Raw genomic sequence first — 23,890 nt, 5'->3', positions numbered from 1 at the left:
TAATGAGATCTAGTTTTTTTGGCCTTGAGACGGCTAGAAGAAGCCTTTATTCTCAGAAGAAGGCCCTTGAGACAACCTCCCATAACATAGCTAATGCCAACACCGAAGGCTATACCCGCCAGAAGGTGAGGATGAGCGCAACCAACCCCTACACCAAACCCGCTATGAACTCACCCACAGGCCCCGGACAGATAGGCACAGGGGTAGAGGTGACTGATATAGAGCGGATGAGGGATGACTTCATAGATCAGCAGATCCGTAACGAAAGCCGCTTCGCAGGAGACTGGAGTGCAAAGCACGACACCTTAGAAAAGCTAGAAGTAATCTACAACGAACCTTCAGAATCAGGTCTTAGAGACGTATTTGACCAGTTCTGGGAATCCCTTCAGACCCTTGCAGACGAGCCTGAAGACAGAACGGCAAGGTCTCAGGTAATGGAGCGGGGAGTTTCTCTAGCAGATACCGTTAACCACATGTACACCCAGATGGTAGACCTAAAGGAAGACATAGATCAGAGAATTGGTACAAAGGTAAGCGAGATAAACTCTATCGGTCGTCAGATAGCAGATCTTAACAAACAGATCCATAACGTAGAGCTCTCCCAGGACAAAAATGCTAACGATCTAAGGGACAAAAGAGACGTCCTTCTAGACGAGCTATCAGAACTAACAGACTATGAACTATCAGAAGACAGCAGAGGTCACCTTCAGGTAAACATTGGCGGCACAGCCCTTGTACGTGGAGAGAAGGCAAATCAAATGGTCTTTGAAGAAGAGGATTTTGACCTTGCTGACCCCGGCGAGGAAGAAGATATAGGCGATCTAGAAGAGGTAGAGCCAGAGGGTAGTGTTGTCAAGTGGGAACACACAGGCCAGGAGATTAACTTCAGAGACGGTGAAATGAAAGGGCTATTTGATTCTAGAGACGAGATAGTCCAAGATCAGATAAATGAGCTTAGAAGTGTAATGTATCAATTCCAGGACAAGTTTAACGACGTTCACAGTGAAGGGTTTGATTATCACGAAGCCCAGGGAGAAGAAGGCGACTCTGGAGATGTGGAAGAGTTCTTTAACTGGCTAAATAACGGGGATGACCTGATGGAAGTAGATGATGACATTAGAGATGATGTCTTTAATATAAGGGCTGGATATGAGACAGAAGGCGAAGGCAAATACCCTGGTAACGGCGAAAACGCCAAACGCCTGGCCCAGCTAAAGCATGAGAGGATAATAGATGAGGACTATTATGAAGGAAAAGAAGACGTTGACGGTACTTCTACCTTCAATGACTTCATAGATGCTACAGTCTCAAGTCTAGGGGTCGAAGCCCAGGAAGCAGAGAAGATGGTAGAGAACCAGGACCTTCTTCTAAACCAGCTAAAAAACCGCCGCGAAGCAGTAAGCGGCGTATCCCTAGATGAAGAGATGACAGATATGATCAAATACCAACAGGCCTATAACGCAGCCTCAAGGATGGTAACAGCAGTAGATGAACAGCTTGATACCATCATCAATAGAATGGGTGTTGTAGGCCGCTAAAACGCTAAGCAAAACAGGTAAGTTCTTGAATTTACTTTAGACTATCGATAGACTATCGATTATATAGAGCTTAAGGAGGCAAAAATTATGCGGGTAACAAACAATATGCTCGTAGATACTCTGAATACCAATCTCCACAAAAATTTAACAAGACTTAATAATACCCAGGAAAAGCTATCATCGGGCAAAAGAATCCACCGCCCATCAGATGATCCTTCTGGCCTCTCAGAGGCCCTAAAACTAAGATCACAAAACACCGAGCTATCGAAGTTCATAGACAACGTGGAGAAAAACTCCGACTGGCTAAAATCCACCGACTCTGCCCTTGGTGAAGTAGGAGACGTTATGCAGAGAGCAAGAGAGCTAACAGTTAGAGGCTCTAATAGTGACCTTCCAGAAGAGTCAAGAAACGCCATAGCAGAAGAGGTGAAAGAATTAAGAGACCACCTTCTTCAGGTGGCTAACTCCGATCAAGGTGGTAAGTATCTGTTCGGAGGTCATCAGACCACAGAAGAGCCTTTTCAGGAACTAGACGAGGAAAATGAATTCGGTATGAGTAAAATTGAATACACAGGTAATGACGGGGTCCTATCTACCGAGATCAACGTAGGTGTAGAATCTACCAAGAATGTACCCGGTAGAGATGTCTTTGGTGACCCTACAGCCTTAGAAAACAAAGAACTTCCTGATGGAATAGCAGCGGAAGGATTTGACTTTGATAACGGTGATATAGATATAGGAGCCTTTGGTGAGGTAGATTCAGAATTTGAGGATATGGATCTAGAAGCTTATGAGCTAGATGAGCCAGTGGCTGTAGATATCGGAGATGATAACGAAGAACAGATAGATGCAAGCTACGCCCTAAGAGATGAAGACGGTGACATATATGCAGTAAGTGAAGATGGATATGATTATCATATATTAGAATCATCTGTAGAAGAAGATGATCTTGAAACAACCCACATAATCACTGACGGGGAAGATAATCCTGCTACCATTAGCTTTGACTATTCCGTTACAAGTGGTGAAGTGTCAGCAGGCCTTCCTGAAGGTAATAGCTCTACCGTAGAAGAAGACATAGATAATATAGCCCTAGAAGATGAAGGCAAATACCTGGTTGAAGATGTCAGAGATGAAGGCATAGAGATAAATGATATGCAGGTTAATTACGCTATGAAAGATAACAATGAAGAATATACCGCAGTTAGCCAGGACGGTAGAACATGGTATGCCTTAGAAGACGGTGTCGAAACTGATGATCTAGAGAATATAAACGAGGAAGACTTAGCCCAGGATGATGACGATGAACCAATAACCCTAGACTTTGACAGACCTGTTACTACCGGTTGGGTAGAAGTTGAAGGCGGCGATGACGAAGTAACTGCAACCTCCTATCACGGCCTTGACTTCAAGACAGAGCCAACCCCTGAGAGCAGTATGTTCCATACCCTAGATCAGGTATATCATGATCTAAAAGAGGGTAATCACGACAGGCTATCAAACGAAAATATATCTAATCTAGATAAATGGATAGATCATACCTTAGATAACCGCTCAACAGTAGGAGCTAGAACAAACAGGATGGAGCTTACCAAGAACCGCCTTGAAGATGTAGAGCACATGTCAAAGGACCGCTTATCAAAAGTAGAAGAAGCAGACATGGCAGAGACTATCATGGACCTTAAGATGCAGGAGAACGTGCACCGTATGGCTCTTAGTGCAGGAGCAAGGGTAATACAGCCTACCCTGCTTGACTTCCTTCAGTAGTTAGGGGTGGATAACCTATGGGAGTAGGTATAGATAGATCCCTTGAGATAAATATTACATTTGGAAGCTTAGATCTCCAGAGTACCCCCATGGAATCTGAGCTTGATATGAGTCGTAGAGACTTCCAACTAGACAAAGAAGATCGTCAGTTCTCACTAACGACTAACTTCCCCCAGGTCCAGGTGGACTCTACCGAAGTCTATGAAGACCTAAACCGCAAAAAAGTAGTAAGCCTTGCCAGCGAAAGAGCAGACAAAGGGATGCAGGAAGCTTATGAAGCAATAGGAAGGATATCCGCCTGGGGTGATCAGCTTCAGAGAATAGAAGACGGGGGCAATCCATTAATAGATCAGGTTATCCAGCACGTCTTTGCAGAAGATGAATTCAATATAGCTCTAGTACCACAGAACCCTCCAAGAATTGAAGTACAAGAAGGGGAGATTGACCTTGACTATTCCCCAGAAGAGCTAAGAATTAACCTAGAAGATATAGCAAGGCGTGCATACATAGAGGCAGGAAGCCTAAATATACAAGTAGACCCAGAACCTCAGATAGATATAAGGGTAAGATAATTATTGTTTTTAAGAGGTGTTATTAATGACTAAGAAGATAAATAGCCCCTTCTTAGGGGAGATTAAGATAGATGAAGATAAGATAATAACCTTTCCAAGTGGATTAGTAGGTTTCTCTGATTATACCAGATACCTGTTACTGCAGGGGGAGAAGGATACTCCTTTTTGGTATCTTCAATCAATAGATGATATTGAGCTCTTCTTTCTCTTAATAGACCCATCACAGTTCTTCACAGATTACAAAGTAGAGATAGCAGAAGAAGAGATATCTATAACAGAGCTAGATGACCCAACCAAGGGTGTTATCCTCGCTATAGTAACCGTACCAGAACAAGATATCAAAAAAGCCACAGTAAACCTTCAAGGCCCCTTAATAATAAACCCTGACAAACGCCTTGGGAAACAAGTAATCCTACACCCATCTCCTTATGGTACCAAACACCCTTTGTTTAACGAAGACAGGGCGAAGGGAGCAGTCTAAATGCTAGTACTATCCCGCAAAGAAAAAGAATCAATAATCATAGGAGATGACATAGAGATAACCTTAGTAAAGCTAGAAGGAGACAGGGTCAAGGTTGGCATCAAGGCACCAAAGGATGTAGAGATTCACAGAAAAGAAGTCTACGAAAAAATCCAGGGACAAAACATCCAGGCTACCAAACTATCAAAGGATACCCTTGGAAAATTATCAGATGCCCTAAAAAACAAGAAAAATCAGGGTGAATAAGAGAGCAAAAAAAAGCCAAAACCCTGTGAGAAGCTCTAAAAGAACCTACAAACTACTCACCATGCTAACAACAATACATCTTAAAGCCGATATATTATAGTAGGAACTAATACTAGGGATTATCCCCAAGATGGGGTTAATTCATATATTCCCTTAAACAAAAGAGATGGCCATCTCTTCAAATGGGAGCAAAAAAACGGGCAGGGACGCCCAAATAAAAATCAGGGAGGATGATTCAAATGGCAAGAATTAACACGAACATTGAAGCGATGAATGCCCACAGGCAGCTTCAAAGAACCAACGAGAACATGCAGACTTCTATGGAAAGGCTATCAAGCGGTCAGAGAATTAACCGTGCAGCAGACGACGCAGCAGGTCTGTCAATCTCAGAGAAGATGAGAGGACAGGTTAATGGTCTTAACCAGGCTGTAAGTAATGCTCAGGACGCTATCAGCCTTATCCAGACTGCAGAAGGTGCTCTTGAAGAGACTCATGGTATCCTGCAGAGAATGAGAGAACTTGCAGTACAGTCAGCTAACGACACGAACATTGATGATGATCGTGGTGCTATGCAGGACGAGATGGACCAGCTTGCAGAGGAGCTGTCAAGAATTGCAGAAACAACTGAATTTAACACCCAAGAACTACTAGATGATACTTTTGAAGGAACTTTCCATATTGGAGCTAATGAAGGACAAAATGTTGATTTAGCTATTGATAATATGGGAGCAAGTGCCCTAGGTGTTGGAGAAGGTGGTAATGTAAGTTTTGAATTAACTACTGACAATATTGACGATTTAGACGATTTAGACGATACAGCACTTGAGGGAGAAGAAACTTATGAACTTGAGGTTGTAGATCTAGGAGAAATTTATGAAGTAGATACAGATGAATTTGCACAATACGCTCTTGTTGATGAGGATGGTAATGCTCGTGCGGTTAGCAACGACGGAGAAGTATATGATGCACTGGAAGATACAGCTACTGTTGAAGAACTTCGAGAAGGAGAAGCAGATGTAGATGATGATGCGGGGCTAGATTTCGATGCTCCTGTAACCTCTGGTGAAGTTTACTTAGAGATAACTGAAACTGACTCAATTGCTAGTGCATCAGCTACTGCTACTGTAGATCTTGAAAATGACTTAGAAAGCGGAACATATGAAGTAATTGAAGGTGGCGACATAGATGGCGTTGATGATGATGGCTATGCATTAATAAGAGAAGGAGACGATGTAGAAACTGATAATGTTGTAGCTGTGATAGATTCTGATGGAAATAATATTTATTCAGCAGATGATATAGACCTTGCTGATAACGAAGATTGGGACGATGCAGATCCTATTGCTTCAAGTACTGATGTTGACTTGCATGAATTAGATACAATAGACGTAACAGCTGAAGGTGGTCTTGATATACAAAATCAGGACTCTGCCGATAGTGCAATATCAACTATTGATGACGCAATCGACACTGTTTCATCCCAGCGCTCCGAACTAGGAGCACTTCAAAACAGACTAGAGCACACTATCGCTAACTTAAGTGTGGCATCTGAAAACCTAGAAGCTGCTGAATCAAGAATTAGAGATGCTGATATGGCAGAAGAAATGATGGACTTCTCAAGGCATCAGGTACTAGAAGAAGCAGGAACTGCTATGATGGCTCAGGCCAACATGCAGCCGCAGGGCGTACTTCAGCTTCTTCAGTAATAGACCCTTTGATATCAAAAGGCCGGCCGACCAAGTCGGCTGGCCTTTTTTAAACTTAGGAGGTGACCAAAATTGAATATTGCTGAAGCTAGCCCGGCGGCAAAAATTGATAGGCCTGAGAGTGTTGCAGGTAAGACCAATAATCATGATTATAAGATAAGTGACAAGTTTCAAAAAGATGAACTGGCCCCGGAGAAAAGAAGAGAAGAAATAAACAGGGATGAAATAGAAAAGGCCTTAGAAGAATCAGAGGAAGTAGAGCGCTTCTATGACAAGGGATTTAACTTCAATATTCATGAAAAGCTAGACAGGGTATGGGTTGAAATAATAGACAGGGGAGCAGATGAAGTTATAAAAGAGGTCCCACCTGAGGATATACTAGACGTTATCGCAGGGATTAAAGAAAAAGCCGGGCTTATAATAGACGAGAAGGTTTAAAGCAGGTTTTTTTAGGAGGTGTAAGTTATGGAAGGTATGGGCGGAAGTGGAATGGATCATATGAGAGTAGGTGGACTAGCAAGCGGTTTTGACACCCAGGAATTTATTAATACTATGATGCAGATAGAGCGCCAACCTATTCAAAGGATGGAAGGAGAAATAAGTGAAGTAGAAGGAAAAAAAGACGTCTGGCGTGATGTTAATAAGACCATTAAGGGCTTAGCAGATACTGTATCCCCCATTAGAGATAGAGACACCTTTACAAATATGAATACAGAAGCTCCGGAGGGAATATCAGTAACAGCAGGTAGCGATGCTGAAGAGGGAAACTATGATATAGAAGTGCATCAAACTGCTAAAGCTCATGCAATATCTTCTTCAGAACCTATAAGCGACATAGAAGACTTTGAACTTGACTTAAACGGGGAAGAAAGCGAAGACCTAATTATAGAAGTTGGAGGAGAAGAACTTAATATTGAGCTTTATGACGGGGATGACATCTTTGATATAGCTGAAGCAATAACACAGCAATCAGAGGGTGATCTGGAGTCTCATGTGGAAAGAGAAAGCGCAGAAGACGGCAGACTGATAATTGAATCTACCGAGACCGGAGAAGATAATAGGATTACAAACATTGAAAGTGAGAATGAGAATATCTTAGAGCAGATAGGGTTTGAAGATTATGATCTAGAAGCTGAAGATTATGAAGATAGATTTGAAGAGCAGGCTGCTCAAAATGCTGATGTCACTATAGGATTTACCAGACGTGATGACCTTCAGTCTAATGAGATAGAATTAAGTGAATTTAGACCTGATCAAGAAGATGTAACTATAGATATTAGTGGTGCTGATGAAGAAACATCTGGCACTATAGATATTTCCCGTGATATGGACACCCCTGTAGAATCAATGCAGGAATTTGTAGATAATTACAACGAAATAGAATCTTTTCTTAGGGAAAAAGGTGAAGTTCAGGAATATGGTGAAGAAGTTGAAGATGAGGAAGATATACAGACAGGAGCCCTTCAAGGAGATTCCATGTTAAGAAACCTTCAAAACTCCTTAAGAAGGCAGTTAACTGATCCAATTAACGCAGGAGATCTTAATGTTGATGTTGACCAGTATGAAGATATAAATGAAGATACAAAGCTAAGTGCTGCATACTTTGGTCTTGATGTAGGCGGAGAAGCTTCTGTTGGAGATAGCTTTAACCCTGGTGAACTTGGTCAGATTGACTTTGATGAGGAGAGATTTAGAGAAGTATTAGAAGATAAGCCAGAGCTTGTTGAAGAGTTTTTTGCAAGTGAAGATGGTGTTGCCACTAGACTAGAAGAAAATATTGTAGACGAAGGATTTGCCTATGAGGGAGACCAGGATAGAGACAAACAGGGAACCATGATCGGCGAGAGGATATTAAGCCTTAGAGGTAATATAGACAGAAAAGAAGACAGAATCGATAGTATGGAAAGAAGAATTGACATGAGAGAAGAGACCATGTGGCAGCAGTTTGGCAGAATGGAAGAATCATTACAGGAAACATTTGCAGAAGGAGATTTCCTTCAGCAGGAACTACAGAATATGTAACATATTCAGATAAATATTAGTGATGTGACCGGGGGGATAAATTTTGAAAGAGCTTCAAAACTGGCAGGAGCTTTTAGAAAAATATAATAAAACAGCAAATAAATACCTAAAAGTACTGGATAAACAGCTTCAATACCTTAAAGAAGAAGATATTGAAAGCTTTATGAGCTTATTTAACAAAAAAAAGCGTACTATGAATAAGATGAGTGATATAACCCCCCAGCTTAAAGAGTACAAGGAAAAATGGCAGGAACATGCCATCCCAGAGCCATATAAAGATAAAATAAATAACCTAAGAGAAGAAAACAAAGATATCCTAAGAACAGCCGAAGGAAAAGTAAAAGAGCTTGAAAAGCTAATAGGACATAACAAAAAAGAAATCGAAAAAGAACTATCAAAAACGAAACGTGATAGAAAAGTGGTTAATTCCTATCATCCAGAACCAAGACATATAAAAGAAGAAGGGGTGTTTTTTGATAAGAAAAGTTGACAAGGAAAAGAGGTGAAACACCTTGAGAGTAGATGGTACTGACCCTATACCAAGAACTAGAGGTGTTGAAAATAACCCTGCTGAATCAAAGAGAAAGAACTTAGAAAGAAGCGGTGAAAGCGCAAGGGAAAGAACCAGGGAAGAAGTAGAAAGAGATGAACTCTCTGCAGAAAGCCGTAGAAGCCAGCTTCTAGAAAGAGAAGACGTAGAAAAACTTGTTGATGAGTTAAGAGAAGCTACTAAATTTGTTGACAAAGAATTTGACTACAATATCCATGAACAGACGGATAGAATTTGGGTTGAGGTAGTAGATAGAGAGAATGAAGAAGTAATAAGAGAAATACCTCCGGAGAAGATTCTTGATATTGTGGCAGGTATAAAAGAGATGGTCGGCCTAATCATTGATGAGACCATTTAGTGTTAAAGCTAAAATTAATCCTTAGGCTTTAATTTAAAATTAAAATGAAATGGAAAGTAAAATTAAAAAATAAAAGAACAGTATCAAATAAGTATTATGTTATATGTTTGATTGAAGTTTTGATAAGACCAAAGGGGGCGTATTTAGCATGATGAATCAAAACCCATACAACCAATATAAGGAGACCTCTGTGCAGACTGCTACACCTGAAAGATTGATGTTCATGCTTTTTGATGGTGGGATCAAGTTCTTAAAGCAGGCAGAAAAACACATTGAAGATAATGACCTAAAAACAGCAAACGAAAAGATAAAAAGAGGACAGGAAATAGTTAACGAACTTATGGTATCTCTAGACTTTGACAAAGGTGGAGAGATAGCCAAAAACCTCTTTAGCCTGTATGAATACATGCTAAATGAGCTAATCCAGGCAAATATCAAAAAAGATAAAGATAGAATAGCACGGGTAAGAAACATGCTAACAGAGATGAAAGAAACCTTCCAACAAGCACAAAAAACCCTTAAAAATCAAAAGGGTGAAGCAAAGCAGGCAGGTGGAGTAAGTGGAAAAGCTTGATGACTGGATTAAATACCTAGAAAAATATAAACTAAACTTAGCTAGACTCCAGGAGATAACAGATAAGCAGGACACCTGCCTGAAAGACGGCAGGTTCGATGATTATGTAGAGATCACCAATGAGAAGAGTAAAATCCTTGACAAACAAAATAAACTTGAAGAAAAGATAACTGCTTTAAAAGAAGAATATAAAGATTTGATAACAGAAGATAATGATAGATTAAACAGCTCATACCTTTCAAAAATAAGAAAACTTCAAGATGAGATAAATATACTAATGGAAGATGTGTTTAACAGGAGTAAAGAACATGAAGAACAGCTTCTAAAATTAACCGGTCATAATGACCTAAAAAAGCTAAAGAAAAGCATGGGAACTAAATTATACTCCAAAAAGAAAGCTCAAAATAATGAAGGCAAAAAGAAGGGGGCTCATTTTGATAAGAAAAATTAAAAGTAAATATTCTCTAGTTGAATACTCTCTAGTATGTCAAAATAAGTCCCCCAAATTAAGTTTATGGGGGATAAGCTTTTACATATAAGAAAAATTTTCACTTTGCTTAAAGTCCAAGACCTCATAGCTATAGATTACTTTTTAGTTATTCAACAAATCTAATACTGTCTGCATGTTCAATTTCCTCATATTTTTTTGTTAATTCATTTGTTTTTTCTTGATACGCTTTCCATTCAATATATGAATCCCATAACTCAAAATTTTCAGGATCATTGTTGACTTTATCCTCTAATTCCTCAAAATTGCATTGATATTTCTTTTCAAGAAGCTTTACATACTCTTTTAAAGGAGTTAGTTTTTCGATAATTGACAGCTTTTTAAAATCTTTAATTTCATCTTTTGAAATTTCTAAGTTAGACATCTACATCACCCACTTTCTTTATGGTACTAACTTAAGTTTTCCAGTATTTTTTACTTTTATAAATATATTATACCATACATCAAGTTATATTATAGCGAAACGAATAAACCTATTAGCGTAAATTCGAAAGACGTGTATTTTGATTATTTAGATAATCTTGTGATTCATGGTATAATCAAAAAAACAAAAAGTAAATAGTAAGAAGTAATGAACTTAAATAGAAGTTATAAATACTAATGAAGCGACTTAAAGAAAAAGGAGTAGTAAGTTTATGAATAAGTTAAATTCAAAGCGAATACAAGGAGATGTTGATTTTTCTGAGGAAATTCTAAAAGAGCTTGTTGAAAAAGGATATTCAGGGAAACAGCTGATAGATGAATTTAAAAAAATGAAGGCAAAAGTAAGACCTGCAGTTAACAATATAATTGAGGAAGCTGAGAGAAAGGCAAAAGAGTATGAAGGAACTGGTGATGAAGAAATGAAAGATATCTTTGAAGATATAGAGAAAATATAAGAGCAAAAATTGAGACGTATCCTTTTTTTCCACCGGCAAAGGTTATAATTATAATAAACTTCAACAAACAAATATCCTCCAAATTTCGCGGAGGATAAGAGTTTCTTCTCTAATATATTTTGATGGAAAAAATTTACGTGGAAAGAATAGATAGAATTGTGTTAGTTTTTTATTTAGAGTATAGAAAGAGTATTTAAGTATGTCATAACTTTTTATCAACAAAAGCACCGATATTTTCTTTTATCCCAGCGAAAATATCAAGAAGTTTTTCCGGAGGGATTTCTTTTATCACTTCATTGTTACTTCGGTTTATGATCTCTACCCTTATTCTATTAGTACCCTCGTGGATCTCATAGGCAAATCCCTTATTAATAAATTTATTTGACTGAAGTTCACTGATAATTTCTTCAGTGTCTATTATATCTTGTACATCGTGAGCTATTTTTGTTTGTTGTGAGTTAGAAGGGTTTTCTGTTTTGATATCACTTTTATTAGTATCTGCTTTGTTAGTATCATCAAAAATTTTTGTACTACCTAGATCTTTTGAAGCTATTAAATTATTACTTGATATATTGTTAAGCAATATATCCACCCCATTTTTAACTTTAATTAAAAGTCATTAAAACTCATCCAAAGCCACTGACTTTCGGATTGTACTCTTTGAAAGGCTTCTTCCATCCTTTGAAACTGCCTTAGAAGATTTTCCTCGCGCCTGTCAATCCTTGTTTCTAAGCGTTCTATCTGATCGTTTTTTCTATCAATGCTACCTCTGAGGTTAATTATTCTATTACCTATAAAGGAGTTATCTAGAAAAGTACTTCTATGTCTTATCTCATTATCACTAAAAGTAACATTGTCCAAGTAATTTTTAACCCTACCAGAGATACCTTTGTCTTCGCTAAGGAGTTCTTTAACCTGCTTTTCATTATCGTTTAAGGCTTCTAGAAATTTATCTTCATCCAAAGACATCTCTCCGTGCCTATCTACCTGTATACCAATATTACCTATAGAGAGATTATTGTTATCTCCCAAAGATACAGGATTTGTAACATTAGTCCTAATGTTCCTTGTAATACTGTTTAAAAGGGATTCTCCCTGAAGAGTCCCAGATTGAACATCACCATTACTACCTGCTTCGACAAATCCCTTCTTATTCAAAAGATCTACAGCTTTGTTATAACCTTCAACAAAACCTCTTACAGCTTCTAGTGCTCTATCTGTATCTTGTGATACCGTTATCCTTGATGATAGGCTTTCACCTTCTCCTAGACTAACCCCGCTTATATCAATACTTACACCATCAAATAGATCATCTATGATGTTTTCGCTTCGGGTAATTGTCTGACCTATATCCTCGATGTAGATTCTTGCATCTTCTGCTTCACTTTCAAATCTAGTATCTTCATCTAGCCTTAACCAGTCTAATACACCTGTATCATCATCAGATAAAGTGACTTGGTTCTTTAAACCAGTTTTATCAGCTTCGATAACTAATCTATTTTCAATTATCCTTGCGCTTACTGGTACTGAGTCATCATCGCTTTCTTCTGATAATAGATCACTAGAATTAATCATATCCATTACATCTTCAAGAGAACTTTCCTCTTCTATCAAAAAGACATACTTTTTACCGTCTATCTCTATCATTAGCCTGCCTGTTCCACTGCCATATTCCTCGCCAAATTCTCCTTCTACTTCATCTCCAGAAGACAATCTGTGGGCAGTGGCTACCTGCTCTACTCCTATATTGTAGCTACCCTCAGAAGCATTATTAGAGGCAGAGACTGAAATATTATCTGCACTGCTAGATGCATCTTTTGAGACAAAAGTATCCTTGTCTCCAAGAGAAGATAATGTATTAGAAAAGCTCAAAAGTGCACTGTTTACTTCGCGCCAGGCGTCTTTTTGACTCTCTACAGTCTCTATCTCTCTCTCAATTCTCTGAGGTTGTCTTCTCTCGATATCCATTAACTGCTCTACCACTTCCCTGGTATCAAGACCAGAGACAATACCATCTATTCTCAATGTCATCCCCTCCATTGTTATCCTTGGGGCAGTTGATGATAAATTAATGAAAAAATAAGCCAGCCGGCAACGCCGACCGGCTTATTATTGTCTAACTGTGTGATTATTATTATCCTAGAAGTTGAAGTACTGACTGTGGATTCATGTTGGCCTGAGCCATCATAGCAGTACCAGCTTCCTGTAGTATCTGTAGCCTTGTAAAGTTCATCATCTCATTAGCCATATCAGCATCCCTAATTCTAGACTCTGCAGCTGTCAGGTTTTCAGAGGCTACTCCAAGGTTAGAGATAGTGTGTTCTAGTCTATTTTGAAGGGCTCCTAATTCAGAACGCTGAGAGGACACTGCATCGATGGCGTTGTCAATTACAGAGATAGCGCTGTCTGCTGCGGCTTGGTTTGATACGTCAATTCCACCCTCAGCGGCTATAGTTATTGTGTCTCCATCTGAAAAATGTTCTGTTTCAAATACATGATCTACGCGGTCATTACCCCCGTCACTAGTACCCTGTGTTAAACTCAGTTCTTCTGCTAAGAAAAATTCGTTTTCGCTATTTTGTACAGCTACAAGTTCACCATCTGCATTAACTAATGCTCCATGTTTCCAATCAGAAGACATACCCTCCCCGTCAGGAAGTAACCCTGCCTCTTCTGCTGCATCTTCGATATCCCCATCAGAAGTTATATAAGTATACTCTCCACTTGACATGCTCATGCCTTCTTCAAACTCAATCGTTCCTGTTGCTCTAATATTTTCCAACTGATGATCATCGCCTGCTTCAACTACGTCAAAACTAACTACGCCACTTGTTACAGGCTCATCAAATTCTACTGCTTCACCAGTACCAGTAAAGAAATCTACGTCAGCACTGTCAGTTTTTGCTTTTTCTGCTAGTTGGTCAATTGTATAACTGGTATCAGATTCTACGAAATAATAATCTTCGCCGTCTGAGCTAACAGCATATACAGTACCATCAGCATCTTGTAATGAATACTGAGCATATCCAGAAAAATCGTCAGTATAATCGCCTACTTTAATGCTCTCTCCGTGATCTACTACTTCTAATTCATAGTAACCATCTGTATCATCAAGAGGAGTATCACCTGCATCAAAATTATCATGATCCGCAATCTCTAGCTGAAACTGTGCGTTACCTCGATCAGCAACCCCTAAGTCATTGGCACTCATGTTATCCACACTTAGATCAACATTCTGTCCTGCATTAGCACCTATATGGAAAATGCCATCAAAAGTTCCATCTAGTAGCTCCTGGGTGTTAAATTCTGTTGTCTCTGCAATCCTTGTGATTTCAGCAGCTAACTGGTCTACCTCTTCTTGGATTGCCTGGCGGTCTTCATTGGTGTTAGTGTCGTTAGACGATTGAACAGCAAGCTCTCTCACTCTCTGCAGAATATTGTGAGTTTCCTCTAGTGCACCTTCTGCAGTCTGTATAAGGCTGATACCGTCCTGGGCGTTTCTTACGGCTTGATTAAGACCGCTTATCTGCCCTCTCATCTTCTCAGAGATGGTTAATCCTGCCGCATCATCTGCAGCGCGGTTGATTCTAAGGCCGCTTGATAGTCTCTCAAGGGCGGTCCTCATGTTGTTATTTGTTCCTTGTAAATTCCTGTGCGCATTAAGCGACTCTACATTTGTGTTGATCCTCATACTCATTATTCATCATCCTCCTTGAAATTTTTGTCCGTGAGCATCCATTCCCACGGTGATTCTTTATATAACAAGCCTTAGCGGCTTATTATCCAGAGTACATCTAAGATTTTATTTATGATGCCATAAGCGAGTTTTAATTTGGATTGTTTTGCAAATTCTTACGAGCGTTGGCATCATAAATAAATTCATTAAAAACAAAAATAGACGAGTGGATTATTAACCACCGGTACTCCTTACCGGCATTAGTTAATAATCGACTCGTCCCTGATGAAAAACTATCTTTTTAATTTGTTATCGTACTAGACTTAATAAGTTTACCTTGATTTATGATATCTCTTTTGTAAGCGGTGCTACTTTCTTTTGGGCTAGTTCTTTCTCATAAATTTCGCCCCGGGTGATCTTAACTTCTTTTGGTGCTTCTATAGCAAGTCTTAGATCTCCCTGTTCGCTTCTAATTACCTTCACCTTCACGTTGTCACCGATCATTACATACTCACCTGGTTTTCTGCCTATGACCAGCATAGTCTTCATCTCCTCATATAATTTATTTTTAACGCTAGATACTACCAAAATAAAAAATGGACGGGTTAAAACTAACCGAACAGTCCCTGCCTCCTGCAGGATACTAGTACGGAAAAGAAAAACCGTCCCTGACATACTTATCCATTAAATAACGGATCTATTTTCGGTTTTCTCTTCCTACTTTATATTTCGGCAGGAAAAATAAAAACTTTACACTATTTTTACAAAATAATTAAAAAATATTGAAAAAGTTTAAGATAGTGAGATAACTAAAGCTATTTGGTGATAATCTTTCTAAATTATGCTAAACTAAGGAAAATGACAAGATTCATGTTATCTATAATTGGTGAGTTACTTCGCCACTTGGAAAGGACTTACTTAACCTGTATAATAGACATAAATAGACAAAATGTTTTTTGGTATTTTGCTGATGAGGCTAACTATAATATTTATCTACATACTATAGGTGAGCCTTTGATTTGCAAGCTTTAAGCAAATAAGCAAAACATGATAAGCCAAAATAAACGAGACTTTGAAGGGAGGAAATATTTTTAATGGAACTTATATTAGACGGTAACACCTACACCGAAGGGATAAGTGAAAATAACATAGCCGAGAAGATTAAGGAGTACATAACAGAGATGAACCAGGAGGGTAGACTTGTTAAACATATATACCTTGACGGGGAGAATAACCCTGACATCATAAAAGACCCTGACTCAATTCACGATAGTATTGCAGATGGAGGGGTAGAGACAGTCGAAGTGGTATCAGTCACCCAGGAAGACCTGGTTAATGAGACCTTAGATACCATCCTTAACTATCTAGACAAACTTATCTCATACACAAGAGAAATAGCCCACAGCATTCAAACAGGAACCATCCCGGACAAAGACTCTATAATCCAACTAACAGACAGCCTTGAGTGGGTCTATCAGGCATCTAACGGCCTTATGATAACCCTTCAGGATGCTGAACTAAAAGGACTTGTCGATGACCTACAGGACGTTTTTGGCCAGATAGTTAATTCACTAAAAAAAGAGGACTACACATCCCTTGGAGATATCCTTGAATATGAACTAATAGAAAAGCTAGAAGCCCTTAAGAATCAATTTGACAAGATATTATCTGAGAGAAGGGGGTAAAAAGATGACTGATAATATTAAAGACAAAAACCTTGAATCCATGTCCATTAATTCTCCAGAGCTATCAAATGAGATAAAAGATACTTCCCTACCTGAGAATAGAGAAGTAATCGATGCAAAGAATGAAAGCCCTTCTCTAAAAGAAAAAAAAGAAGGAAAAGAAGTCCTGATACACAGCGGCTATAATCCGGAGAAAGAAGCAGAGCGCTTTGTAGAAGGGCTTAATCATAAATATAATTATATTGTCTTATTTGGCCTTGGCCTTGGCTATCACCTTGAAGCAATTAAGAAAAATCATCCTGACAAGAATGTGATAATAGTAGAACTAAGTAAAGAAAATATTAGACAAGCTTTTGAGACAAGGGACTTAAGCGAATATATAGATGATAGAGTATATTTTGTAGTATCAAGTGAGCCAGAAGAAGCAGGTGAGATGGTTTTAGATAAGCTAAGTGAGCTTAGGGCAGATGGTCTTGATCTAAATGCCATACCCTCCTATGAGAATCTATACACTGATTACTGGAGAGGCTTCATAAAAGCACTAAAAGAAAAACAGGCCCAGAAGACCAAATCAAAACCGAAACCAAAAGCACCTGATCTCTACAAAAACTTCAGGTCTAATTACAAGGAGTACATATATTCCCCTGGAGTATCTTCTCTAGTTGATGAGCTAAAGACGGGCTTCAAACATGCCTCCTATGTCTTTGTTAGCGAAAGTGACCTTCAGGGAGAGGTCAAAGAAGAAACACTTGAGAGGTTAAAAAACCTGCAAAACCTTCAGGACAAAATTATCCTTATCTCTGACTACGGAGCTTTTAACCTACTAGCAGATAATGATATCACACCTGAATTTGTTTACCTAAGGGTAAAAGACGGGATAGGTGCAGATTTTGAAGAGACCTTTGGCAAAAAACTAAAAGAAAAGGTAGATAAAAAAGAACTCTCCCTATTATTTGGGCTTATATCACCCTATGAAGGGGTGAAAAGCTTTGGTGGGGCTAAGTTTACTTTGCCTATTGATCCTTTTAGCAGGTGGTTTGAGGATAACCAAAGCCCAAATGACCAAAACAGCGAAAAAGAAGATAATAAAGATAGCCTTAAAGGAAAGATTCCGGCTAATATACCTCTGGAGAAGTACTTCTCCCATGTCCTTGGGATAGACTTGATAAAGCCAGGAAGTGAAGAATTCGATAGACTACTTAATCTAGACTCCAAAGGACAGCTAAACTCCCTTGACAAAGAAAAGCTAAAAAGCATCATTAATAAGCTTAAAAAGAAAAAGACAACTATAAGCTCTCCTACGCTGAAAAAGCTAATCTTACAAAATCAATCAATAAGATCCTTCAGGACTGTAAGTTCATCGCCGAGTGCTATGAGAATATAAATAGAGAAAAAGAAAAAGCAGAGCACTGGTTTGCTAAGATCAAAGGCACTGATTTTTATAAATACTTTCTTTTGCCCTACGAGGCTGGTAAAGATAAGACAGAAGAAACAGGGGAGAAAAGCCTTGACAGGTGGCTCTCTATGGCAGAGAAGATAAAAAAAGAGGTCTTCATGCCCCTTAAGAGTCAGCTAAAAAGCTTACCTGCCGAGGAAGCACCCCATAAAGCAGAAGAGCGCCTTGCAAGAAAAAGACTCTACGATAAAGTCCTTGAAGTTCTGGATGGTTCTTCGAAGAATGTACTAGAGGTTAAGTGCGGTGAGGGGATAATATCAAGAAATATAGGAGATCTTGGTTTCTTTAGCATGGGGATGGACAAGGATAGAGAAAAGCTAAAAAAAGCCACAAGACTTGGACCAAGGACAGGCTTTATGGAAGAGGATTTGAGTGAGGAGAATATAGAGAACTTACCTGACTTTGATGTGATATTATTCTTACCAGAGGATAGCTCCTGGTTTATGAAAAAGACTCCTGAAACAATTCAAAATATAATTACAGGCCTTTCAAGTAAGGCAAAAAAACAGTTCATCTTTCAGATGCCAAAGAAACTTAGCACTAATATGCCTAAAGGCAGTAAAAAGAAAGAAAAATATGACAAGCTATTTAACAATATCAAGACATCTATCAACTTCAAAGGAGAGCTAAAACTAAACCAGAGCCTTAAAGGTGAGCCAAAAGAGATGGAGATGCTTGTGTATAGCTCTATAGTAGAAGAACAAAAAGTTGGAATGGAAACCAAAGATGTTAATAAAGATACTGAAAAAGGCATCGATAAAGATATAAACGTAGTACCAAAAGGGCTAGAATCCCTTGACACAAACAGCATGATAGTAGAAGTAGAGCTTGATAAATGCTGTGATAGGATAGCTTTTTCTTATTCTCCAAAAGGATGGCACTATCTATCAGCGCTGTTATGGCAGTATACGAAAGAGAGGGAAAAAGACCAAGAACAACAACTTGAATACAAAAATTCCATGCTAAAAAAATACTACGACACCTTTCACCCAAGCTGTCTGCAGGAGGTTTACTTCCCTGATATGAATGAAAAAATGCCTCCCCTAGACAAAGGGTGGCCAGAACTACCCTGGGAAGGGCCAGGTTATAGATACAGAAAGCTGGAGATCTTTAATCCGGACCTAAACGTATGGCAGCACTTTGGACCTGTGACAGAAGCTTACGGGCGAAAGGAATTTGATAGGACTATTAAGGCTTTTCATAGTATAGAAAGGGAAGGCTATCAACCAGAGATCCATCCAGATGGGTATATACTAGGGTTCTTTCTCAAAAAAGGTGACGAGTACACCTTCATGGTCACAGGAGGCCAACACAGAGCAGGAAGTATAGCCGTACTAAACTATGAAACCTTCAGAGCAAAGTTCGCCCCCGGTCGTAAACCGGTAATAGATATAGACGAAATAGAAGAATGGCCAAATGTTAAGAACGGGCTATACAGTAGGGAAGTTGCTACCAAAGTATTCGAGCATTACTTCTACACAAACAGTCTTGACAAAGCTAAGTATTTTGGGTTTATCTAAAGGCTAATAGAGGATAATCGGGACTCGCCTAATCGCGGCTAACCGGGGACGGTTCTCCTGCTTCCATTAGGTTTTGTAAGAAGAAAAACAACCCAATGCCAGTTCCTTTTTTGGTAGGGATTGTTTTAGTATCAATAACTTTAATTAAATTTCGTCTATATTTAGATTTTAATAAATAAAGAATTAGTTCATGGGTCTAGGAATAATTTTTTTATTCATAAAAAAACGAAGGGCCTGGATTTAAACCCCAGGCCCTCACTTGTGGTGCCTCTAGGCCGGCTACCACACAGGCAGCTTATGCGTGTAATATTGTCGCACGGATACTAGAGGTCTTACCCACAAGACTATTGTTTACTTTGTAATTACATTATATTCAAAAAAGAACAAAGTGTCACATGATATTTTTCTAAGAAGATAATCTTTAACTACTGGAGAACAATCGGAAGATTTTAATTCATTTAAATGACTTAAAAAACTAGGGAATTTTGATTTAGATTTGTAGATAGCGCGTCTAGTTATAGCCTTGACTTTAGACAAATCTTTAGTTATATAACCGCCAATTATGTAATATCTTTCTGTAGAATTACCCCAATCACCAGACTCATCAAACACTAAATATATCATTACAGGAGTTACCACCTTTATAAATTTTGTCTAATAGCTAAGCCTAATTATAGATAGTTATATATTTTATTGAAAACTCCTTTAAGTATTTATAAAAGTGTTAACCGAAATTATGTAAGGTTCCTAAACCTAAATATATACCGACCACAAAACCTTTGTTTTCGTGCAAAATCACCTTTCTTTTTAGGGCTAACTTAGTGGAGCGGTATATAAGAATCAGTCATTTTTAGTAAGTCTAGCTTTTGGACCTCTTGACTTTAATGTTTTAGTTAAACCCAAGGCAGCCAAATACACCGGGTCTACTTCCAAAGGCAAGTAAAAATAAAGCAAAAGTGGATGCTGAGTGGTTTTATAATTTAACTGCTGACTTGTGGATAGATTATCCAGAACTAACTGATTACATTGTCAAAAGTTGTACCCAGCACCAGTACAGCCTAGATGATTATCTTTAGAAAATTTTTTTAACTATTATCAAATATTATCTTCATATATGAATTCGCCTATCTCTTTGGCGAATGTTTTAAAATCTTCAAGTCTTTGTAGTGTAGAGTATACTATATTAATGTCTACTTTCAGATAATCATGTACAAGTATATTTCTAAATCCAGCAATTTTTCTCATGGTCTCTGCAAGATCTTCATCTATTATTCCTTCTTCTTTTAGTACCTGAAAAATCTCTCCATAACCTGCAGGTGACCTAAAACCTTCGTCTGAAATAATATGGTTTCCAATGTCAATGCATATCTGTGCAGCTAATTGTAAGTTTCTTTCTGCCTGATCTTGCAGTCCTTCGTTATTTGTAAATTCATTTTTTTCTGTTTTAGAGATTTTGTTTAACTTTCTCAAAATATGCTCTAACCTGTGAAGTCGGTTTTCTACAAGTTCTTTATCCACCACCGTAGCGTCCCCCTTTGATTCTCTTTTTTAACCCATTGCTAAGTGTTTTTTTGACAGGCAAAAAGTCAAAATACATGCTGTAAGTTTTAGATTGAAACCTTACTCTCTCTTTCTTGTAATTTTGATTTTCATAAAGGATTGTTCCTTGTGCAAATATTCTATAAGCAATTTCTAAAGGGGCTTCGTTTAAAATGACCAAATCTACATGGTCTGTTTCCAAAATTCCTGTAAAAAAGTTTATAAAATCAAGTTTTTTATCAAAATATATGTTTTTTGGGACAGAATCCTTTAACAATACAGCTATATCATAGTCACTATTTGGATTATTTTTTTTATTTGCTCTTGAACCAAAAATATAAATGGTGACTACATGATTTTTTATGTCATCGTTAATATGTTCTTTAATTTTGTATTTTATCTTTTGGACATCCATAACTTTCACCTACCCTGTGATACCTGATTTTTTAGATATACATATTATACCATATATAAAATAACCATACTACTTTAGGGACTACTAATCATACTAATCGGGACCGGTTCTCCTGCTTCTCTCCCGCTTCCTTAAGCTCAAACCGAATCTGCTATTTTCGGTCAGTTATCCTTGTTAAATATTAAACAATTTGATTTTAGTAAAAATATGGTACGAACTACAAGTGTTTTAAGGGATGATAAAAATGATTACTAAAGAAGAGATTGAAAAAAAGCTGGACGAGTTTTTTCAGAAAGAAGAATCAGTTGCCTGTAGTTACCTTTTTGGTTCAAGAATTAAAGAAAAAGCAAGAGATAATAGTGATATTGATGTGGCTATCTTGTTTGAAGAAGGCATTCCACTGATGAAACGTTTTGATAAAAGGCTAGAATATGCTTATAGATTGCAGGAATTATTTGATGGAGTAGAAGTAGATGTAGTAGACTTGGAGTCTTGTGACTTGTATTTTATATATCAAGTTTTGTCTCAGAAAAAAATAGTACACGAAAAAAATATAAATCGTCGAGTGACCTTTGAAGTTATTAATAGAAAAAAATATTTTGATATGAAGCACTTCTATAATACTTATAACAGCAAAATGCTTGAAAGGCGCTTGTCAAGCTTAGAAGAATATTACAACGACTTGGAAGAAGCTAAAAAAGGATTAGATTTTAATAGGTTCAGTTTATCAGGCGATACATAGAAAGAACTCTACATATGGCTATAGAAAGCTGTTTAGACATAGCAGGTCACATAGTTTCTTACCAGGGTTATAGACAACCTAGTGACAATCAGGATATATTTCAAGTACTTATTGAAGAAAAAATATTAGATAGTGAGCTAGGTAATCAGCTAAAAAAAAGGGCTAAATTTCGAAATATAATAGTGCATGATTATGTGAAATTGGATCCGGAAATAGTTTTTGGCATTTTAACTAGCGAAATAAAAGATATAAAGAAATTTTTTAATGTTATTAAAGATGAATATATTAATTAAGGGCAAAGCTGTCGCTAGAACTGATCAGCTTTTATTTTTCCCTGAGTCTTCTAAGCTGATTAGTTCTTCTGGAAAAGGCTCAAAAAAGTACTGAGAAAGAATATATGTTTCTTCATATTTTATCGCCCAGGACTTAAGTATGCTCAAAGGCACTGAAATAGGAAGTTTATTTTCCTTGTATTTATCGATATTATCGAGAAGAAACTCCTTCTCTTCACTGCTTATGAGATCCTTGAAGTGCCCCATAACGTGTAAGAGAACATTGATTTTTTTCCCCGCGTTATCCTGGGTATTGATTATCTCATAGAGCCCTTTCTCGTAGGAGTTGAATAACTCTTCTATGGACATTTCTTTTTGCCTGGCAAGAGTTCTTCCTAACTCCTTCATTACCTCCTGATTTAGCGACATAAAAAGATACTTATGATTGGCATGATAATCTATCAAATCCTTTACACCAACATCACTTGAATTGGCTAAATAATTAAACCTTTTGAGGGTGAATATTCTAGTGAGAAAACTTTCTCTTATGTTCTGGTTTTTCAACCGGCCCTCATCTTCTGCAGGAAGTTTAGGATATTTTTCTTGGAATGATTTTGCAAACAAGCCGGGTGAACGATCAGCAGCTATATTACTTTCTTTATCCGGATATACTTTTGCATCTTTTAATGCACAGGATGGGGATCTTGTTTTAAAAATAGCTCCTTCGATTTTGTCAAGTGAAGAGAGGTAGTTCTCGCTATAATTGACGAATTCAGAGGTCAGATTTTTATCTGTTTCTTTTTGATATATTTGGATCGAATCATCGGCGCGATATAACCGTAAAACATCTCTTGGAACCCCTAAACCTATCTCCACCTCAGGGCATACCGGGATAAAGTCGACAAACCCGTCTAACATATTTACAAAATCTTCGTTAAAAATACTCCCATCAAATCTACAATGTGAAAAACCAAGGCATTTACTGATTAAAATTCTCGGTTTTATAGCTGTATTATTATCCATTATTTATCATCTCCATTTTTTTATTCGTTTTTATAAGTGGGTTCTTCTGCTCATTAGTTAATCTCCCCATATGTAACTGCTTTGATTATTTAACACTTTTGCCATTTTTTCATTGTGCCTAGTTGCAAGCAGAACATAAGTTTGGCATAATATAGATAACAGCTTGTTCAGTATATTAGAATAAAGTCACCATGAATGCGTGAGGATGCTTCACATCATATCACTATCTGGCATTTGATATATTTGAAGTATGAATTGTTTTCTATAAAAATGCTAGGCGTTCCTTCTACAGTGAGCTTTGACATTTAGGAAGCAGGAGAACCGGCCCAGGTTACAGGTTAGCGTTGCCTGTAGTTATCAAT

27 protein-coding genes are annotated in these 23,890 nt (G+C 37.8%); 18 read left to right on the top strand and 9 right to left on the bottom strand.

Annotation, left to right across the window (positions count from 1 at the left end; all coding sequences use genetic code 11):
• Window positions 1-2 precede the first annotated feature (2 nt).
• The 12 genes from flgK (at window position 3) to ACONDI_RS12985 (ending at window position 10,265) form a co-directional block, all read left to right on the top strand.
• Entirely contained in the window at window positions 3-1,538 is a 1,536-nt protein-coding gene (gene flgK / locus ACONDI_RS13040) for a flagellar hook-associated protein FlgK (RefSeq protein WP_241078981.1), read from the top strand.
• An 87-nt stretch (window positions 1,539-1,625) separates the two neighbouring features.
• Entirely contained in the window at window positions 1,626-3,305 is a 1,680-nt protein-coding gene (gene flgL / locus ACONDI_RS13035; RefSeq protein WP_241078980.1) for a flagellar hook-associated protein FlgL, read from the top strand.
• A 17-nt stretch (window positions 3,306-3,322) separates the two neighbouring features.
• Window positions 3,323-3,877: a DUF6470 family protein gene (locus ACONDI_RS13030; RefSeq protein ID WP_241078979.1), complete on the top strand. Its 555-nt coding sequence runs from the start codon at window positions 3,323-3,325 to the stop codon at window positions 3,875-3,877.
• 25 nt (window positions 3,878-3,902) lie between these two features.
• On the top strand, window positions 3,903-4,358 hold the full coding sequence (gene fliW / locus ACONDI_RS13025) for a flagellar assembly protein FliW (protein ID WP_241078978.1): 456 nt from the start codon (window positions 3,903-3,905) through the stop codon (window positions 4,356-4,358).
• Window positions 4,359-4,604, top strand: a complete 246-nt coding sequence (gene csrA / locus ACONDI_RS13020) for a carbon storage regulator CsrA (RefSeq protein WP_241078977.1) — start codon at window positions 4,359-4,361, stop codon at window positions 4,602-4,604.
• 239 nt (window positions 4,605-4,843) lie between these two features.
• Window positions 4,844-6,310 carry a flagellin N-terminal helical domain-containing protein gene (locus ACONDI_RS13015; protein ID WP_241078976.1) on the top strand — a complete coding sequence of 489 codons (1,467 nt, stop codon included), beginning with the start codon at window positions 4,844-4,846 and terminating at the stop codon, window positions 6,308-6,310.
• A 72-nt stretch (window positions 6,311-6,382) separates the two neighbouring features.
• The gene (locus ACONDI_RS13010) at window positions 6,383-6,748 is read left to right on the top strand and encodes a flagellar protein FlaG (protein ID WP_241078975.1); all 366 of its coding nucleotides are present in this window, start codon (window positions 6,383-6,385) and stop codon (window positions 6,746-6,748) included.
• Between the two features lie 27 nt (window positions 6,749-6,775).
• Window positions 6,776-8,332, top strand: a complete 1,557-nt coding sequence (fliD, locus tag ACONDI_RS13005; protein WP_241078974.1) for a flagellar filament capping protein FliD — start codon at window positions 6,776-6,778, stop codon at window positions 8,330-8,332.
• A gap of 43 nt (window positions 8,333-8,375) precedes the next feature.
• Complete coding sequence (locus tag ACONDI_RS13000; RefSeq protein ID WP_241078973.1) at window positions 8,376-8,822, top strand: flagellar export chaperone FlgN; 447 nt, start codon at window positions 8,376-8,378, stop codon at window positions 8,820-8,822.
• A 22-nt stretch (window positions 8,823-8,844) separates the two neighbouring features.
• Entirely contained in the window at window positions 8,845-9,240 is a 396-nt protein-coding gene (locus ACONDI_RS12995; RefSeq protein ID WP_241078972.1) for a flagellar protein FlaG, read from the top strand.
• A gap of 148 nt (window positions 9,241-9,388) precedes the next feature.
• Complete coding sequence (gene fliS, locus ACONDI_RS12990) at window positions 9,389-9,814, top strand: flagellar export chaperone FliS (RefSeq protein WP_241078971.1); 426 nt, start codon at window positions 9,389-9,391, stop codon at window positions 9,812-9,814.
• A complete protein-coding gene (locus tag ACONDI_RS12985; protein WP_241078970.1) occupies window positions 9,801-10,265 on the top strand; it encodes a hypothetical protein in 465 nt (154 codons plus the stop codon). Before fliS ends, ACONDI_RS12985 begins: the two co-directional genes overlap by 14 nt.
• A gap of 145 nt (window positions 10,266-10,410) precedes the next feature.
• Here ACONDI_RS12985 and ACONDI_RS12980 read toward each other — a convergent pair whose 3' ends face one another.
• Window positions 10,411-10,686, bottom strand: coding sequence for a hypothetical protein (locus ACONDI_RS12980; protein ID WP_241078969.1), 276 nt, complete (start codon window positions 10,684-10,686; stop codon window positions 10,411-10,413).
• Window positions 10,687-10,957: 271 nt separating this feature from the next.
• On the opposite strand from ACONDI_RS12980, the gene ACONDI_RS12975 reads away from it, so the two are divergent.
• Window positions 10,958-11,200 (top strand): hypothetical protein, encoded by a 243-nt coding sequence (locus ACONDI_RS12975; protein ID WP_241078968.1) that lies wholly within the window; start codon window positions 10,958-10,960, stop codon window positions 11,198-11,200.
• A gap of 202 nt (window positions 11,201-11,402) precedes the next feature.
• Here the strand turns inward: ACONDI_RS12975 and ACONDI_RS12970 are convergent, their stop codons facing one another.
• From ACONDI_RS12970 to ACONDI_RS12950, 4 genes are all read right to left on the bottom strand, one after another.
• Entirely contained in the window at window positions 11,403-11,783 is a 381-nt protein-coding gene (locus ACONDI_RS12970; protein WP_241078967.1) for a flagellar protein FlaG, read from the bottom strand.
• A 26-nt stretch (window positions 11,784-11,809) separates the two neighbouring features.
• Window positions 11,810-13,225 (bottom strand): flagellar filament capping protein FliD, encoded by a 1,416-nt coding sequence (gene fliD, locus ACONDI_RS12965; RefSeq protein WP_241078966.1) that lies wholly within the window; start codon window positions 13,223-13,225, stop codon window positions 11,810-11,812.
• Window positions 13,226-13,334: 109 nt separating this feature from the next.
• Window positions 13,335-14,891 carry a flagellin N-terminal helical domain-containing protein gene (locus tag ACONDI_RS15700; protein WP_420848209.1) on the bottom strand — a complete coding sequence of 519 codons (1,557 nt, stop codon included), beginning with the start codon at window positions 14,889-14,891 and terminating at the stop codon, window positions 13,335-13,337.
• Window positions 14,892-15,218: 327 nt separating this feature from the next.
• Complete coding sequence (locus ACONDI_RS12950) at window positions 15,219-15,416, bottom strand: carbon storage regulator (protein WP_241078965.1); 198 nt, start codon at window positions 15,414-15,416, stop codon at window positions 15,219-15,221.
• Window positions 15,417-15,970: 554 nt separating this feature from the next.
• On the opposite strand from ACONDI_RS12950, the gene ACONDI_RS12945 reads away from it, so the two are divergent.
• The 3 genes from ACONDI_RS12945 to ACONDI_RS12935 all read left to right on the top strand — a co-directional run bounded on the left by ACONDI_RS12945 (window position 15,971) and on the right by ACONDI_RS12935 (window position 19,537).
• Complete coding sequence (locus tag ACONDI_RS12945) at window positions 15,971-16,561, top strand: DUF8042 domain-containing protein (RefSeq protein WP_241078964.1); 591 nt, start codon at window positions 15,971-15,973, stop codon at window positions 16,559-16,561.
• Between the two features lie 4 nt (window positions 16,562-16,565).
• The gene (locus tag ACONDI_RS12940) at window positions 16,566-17,945 is read left to right on the top strand and encodes a hypothetical protein (protein WP_241078963.1); all 1,380 of its coding nucleotides are present in this window, start codon (window positions 16,566-16,568) and stop codon (window positions 17,943-17,945) included.
• A 140-nt stretch (window positions 17,946-18,085) separates the two neighbouring features.
• Window positions 18,086-19,537, top strand: a complete 1,452-nt coding sequence (locus tag ACONDI_RS12935; RefSeq protein WP_241078962.1) for a class I SAM-dependent methyltransferase — start codon at window positions 18,086-18,088, stop codon at window positions 19,535-19,537.
• 351 nt (window positions 19,538-19,888) lie between these two features.
• On the opposite strand, the gene ACONDI_RS12930 is transcribed toward ACONDI_RS12935, so the two are convergent.
• From ACONDI_RS12930 to mntA (ACONDI_RS12920), 3 genes are all read right to left on the bottom strand, one after another.
• Window positions 19,889-20,161, bottom strand: coding sequence for a hypothetical protein (locus tag ACONDI_RS12930; RefSeq protein WP_241078961.1), 273 nt, complete (start codon window positions 20,159-20,161; stop codon window positions 19,889-19,891).
• A 471-nt stretch (window positions 20,162-20,632) separates the two neighbouring features.
• Complete coding sequence (gene hepT, locus ACONDI_RS12925; protein WP_241078960.1) at window positions 20,633-21,058, bottom strand: type VII toxin-antitoxin system HepT family RNase toxin; 426 nt, start codon at window positions 21,056-21,058, stop codon at window positions 20,633-20,635.
• Window positions 21,048-21,491, bottom strand: coding sequence for a type VII toxin-antitoxin system MntA family adenylyltransferase antitoxin (gene mntA, locus ACONDI_RS12920; protein ID WP_241078959.1), 444 nt, complete (start codon window positions 21,489-21,491; stop codon window positions 21,048-21,050). The genes hepT (ACONDI_RS12925) and mntA (ACONDI_RS12920) overlap by 11 nt, the downstream gene beginning before the upstream one ends.
• A gap of 244 nt (window positions 21,492-21,735) precedes the next feature.
• Here mntA (ACONDI_RS12920) and mntA (ACONDI_RS12915) point away from each other — a divergent pair, with 244 nt between their 5' ends.
• Together mntA (ACONDI_RS12915) and hepT (ACONDI_RS12910) are read left to right on the top strand one after the other, a co-directional pair.
• Window positions 21,736-22,233, top strand: a complete 498-nt coding sequence (gene mntA, locus ACONDI_RS12915; RefSeq protein WP_241078958.1) for a type VII toxin-antitoxin system MntA family adenylyltransferase antitoxin — start codon at window positions 21,736-21,738, stop codon at window positions 22,231-22,233.
• Window positions 22,234-22,247: 14 nt separating this feature from the next.
• Window positions 22,248-22,526 carry a type VII toxin-antitoxin system HepT family RNase toxin gene (hepT, locus tag ACONDI_RS12910; protein WP_241078957.1) on the top strand — a complete coding sequence of 93 codons (279 nt, stop codon included), beginning with the start codon at window positions 22,248-22,250 and terminating at the stop codon, window positions 22,524-22,526.
• A 24-nt stretch (window positions 22,527-22,550) separates the two neighbouring features.
• Here hepT (ACONDI_RS12910) and ACONDI_RS12905 read toward each other — a convergent pair whose 3' ends face one another.
• Window positions 22,551-23,528 carry a YbgA family protein gene (locus ACONDI_RS12905; protein WP_241078956.1) on the bottom strand — a complete coding sequence of 326 codons (978 nt, stop codon included), beginning with the start codon at window positions 23,526-23,528 and terminating at the stop codon, window positions 22,551-22,553.
• Between the last annotated feature and the right edge of the window lie 362 nt (window positions 23,529-23,890).

Source organism: Natranaerofaba carboxydovora (assembly GCF_022539405.1).
Taxonomy (GTDB): domain Bacteria; phylum Bacillota; class Natranaerobiia; order Natranaerobiales; family Natranaerofabaceae; genus Natranaerofaba; species Natranaerofaba carboxydovora.
Note: the sequence above shows the minus strand (reverse complement) of the source record. Positions and strands in the feature narration are given on the sequence as shown.

What these genes read in the sequence shown, in the direction of transcription:
- flgK (WP_241078981.1), top strand. Translation starts at nt 3, where the DNA reads ATGAGATCTAGTTTTTTTGGCCTTGAGACGGCTAGAAGAAGCCTTTAT.
- flgL (WP_241078980.1), top strand. Translation starts at nt 1,626, where the DNA reads ATGCGGGTAACAAACAATATGCTCGTAGATACTCTGAATACCAATCTC.
- ACONDI_RS13030 (WP_241078979.1), top strand. Translation starts at nt 3,323, where the DNA reads ATGGGAGTAGGTATAGATAGATCCCTTGAGATAAATATTACATTTGGA.
- fliW (WP_241078978.1), top strand. Translation starts at nt 3,903, where the DNA reads ATGACTAAGAAGATAAATAGCCCCTTCTTAGGGGAGATTAAGATAGAT.
- csrA (WP_241078977.1), top strand. Translation starts at nt 4,359, where the DNA reads ATGCTAGTACTATCCCGCAAAGAAAAAGAATCAATAATCATAGGAGAT.
- ACONDI_RS13015 (WP_241078976.1), top strand. Translation starts at nt 4,844, where the DNA reads ATGGCAAGAATTAACACGAACATTGAAGCGATGAATGCCCACAGGCAG.
- fliD (WP_241078974.1), top strand. Translation starts at nt 6,776, where the DNA reads ATGGAAGGTATGGGCGGAAGTGGAATGGATCATATGAGAGTAGGTGGA.
- fliS (WP_241078971.1), top strand. Translation starts at nt 9,389, where the DNA reads ATGATGAATCAAAACCCATACAACCAATATAAGGAGACCTCTGTGCAG.
- ACONDI_RS12980 (WP_241078969.1), bottom strand. Translation starts at nt 10,686, where the DNA reads ATGTCTAACTTAGAAATTTCAAAAGATGAAATTAAAGATTTTAAAAAG.
- ACONDI_RS12975 (WP_241078968.1), top strand. Translation starts at nt 10,958, where the DNA reads ATGAATAAGTTAAATTCAAAGCGAATACAAGGAGATGTTGATTTTTCT.
- ACONDI_RS15700 (WP_420848209.1), bottom strand. Translation starts at nt 14,891, where the DNA reads ATGAGGATCAACACAAATGTAGAGTCGCTTAATGCGCACAGGAATTTA.
- ACONDI_RS12950 (WP_241078965.1), bottom strand. Translation starts at nt 15,416, where the DNA reads ATGCTGGTCATAGGCAGAAAACCAGGTGAGTATGTAATGATCGGTGAC.
- ACONDI_RS12945 (WP_241078964.1), top strand. Translation starts at nt 15,971, where the DNA reads ATGGAACTTATATTAGACGGTAACACCTACACCGAAGGGATAAGTGAA.
- ACONDI_RS12940 (WP_241078963.1), top strand. Translation starts at nt 16,566, where the DNA reads ATGACTGATAATATTAAAGACAAAAACCTTGAATCCATGTCCATTAAT.
- ACONDI_RS12935 (WP_241078962.1), top strand. Translation starts at nt 18,086, where the DNA reads ATGGCAGAGAAGATAAAAAAAGAGGTCTTCATGCCCCTTAAGAGTCAG.
- ACONDI_RS12930 (WP_241078961.1), bottom strand. Translation starts at nt 20,161, where the DNA reads ATGATATATTTAGTGTTTGATGAGTCTGGTGATTGGGGTAATTCTACA.
- mntA (WP_241078959.1), bottom strand. Translation starts at nt 21,491, where the DNA reads ATGGATGTCCAAAAGATAAAATACAAAATTAAAGAACATATTAACGAT.
- mntA (WP_241078958.1), top strand. Translation starts at nt 21,736, where the DNA reads ATGATTACTAAAGAAGAGATTGAAAAAAAGCTGGACGAGTTTTTTCAG.
- hepT (WP_241078957.1), top strand. Translation starts at nt 22,248, where the DNA reads ATGGCTATAGAAAGCTGTTTAGACATAGCAGGTCACATAGTTTCTTAC.
- ACONDI_RS12905 (WP_241078956.1), bottom strand. Translation starts at nt 23,528, where the DNA reads ATGGATAATAATACAGCTATAAAACCGAGAATTTTAATCAGTAAATGC.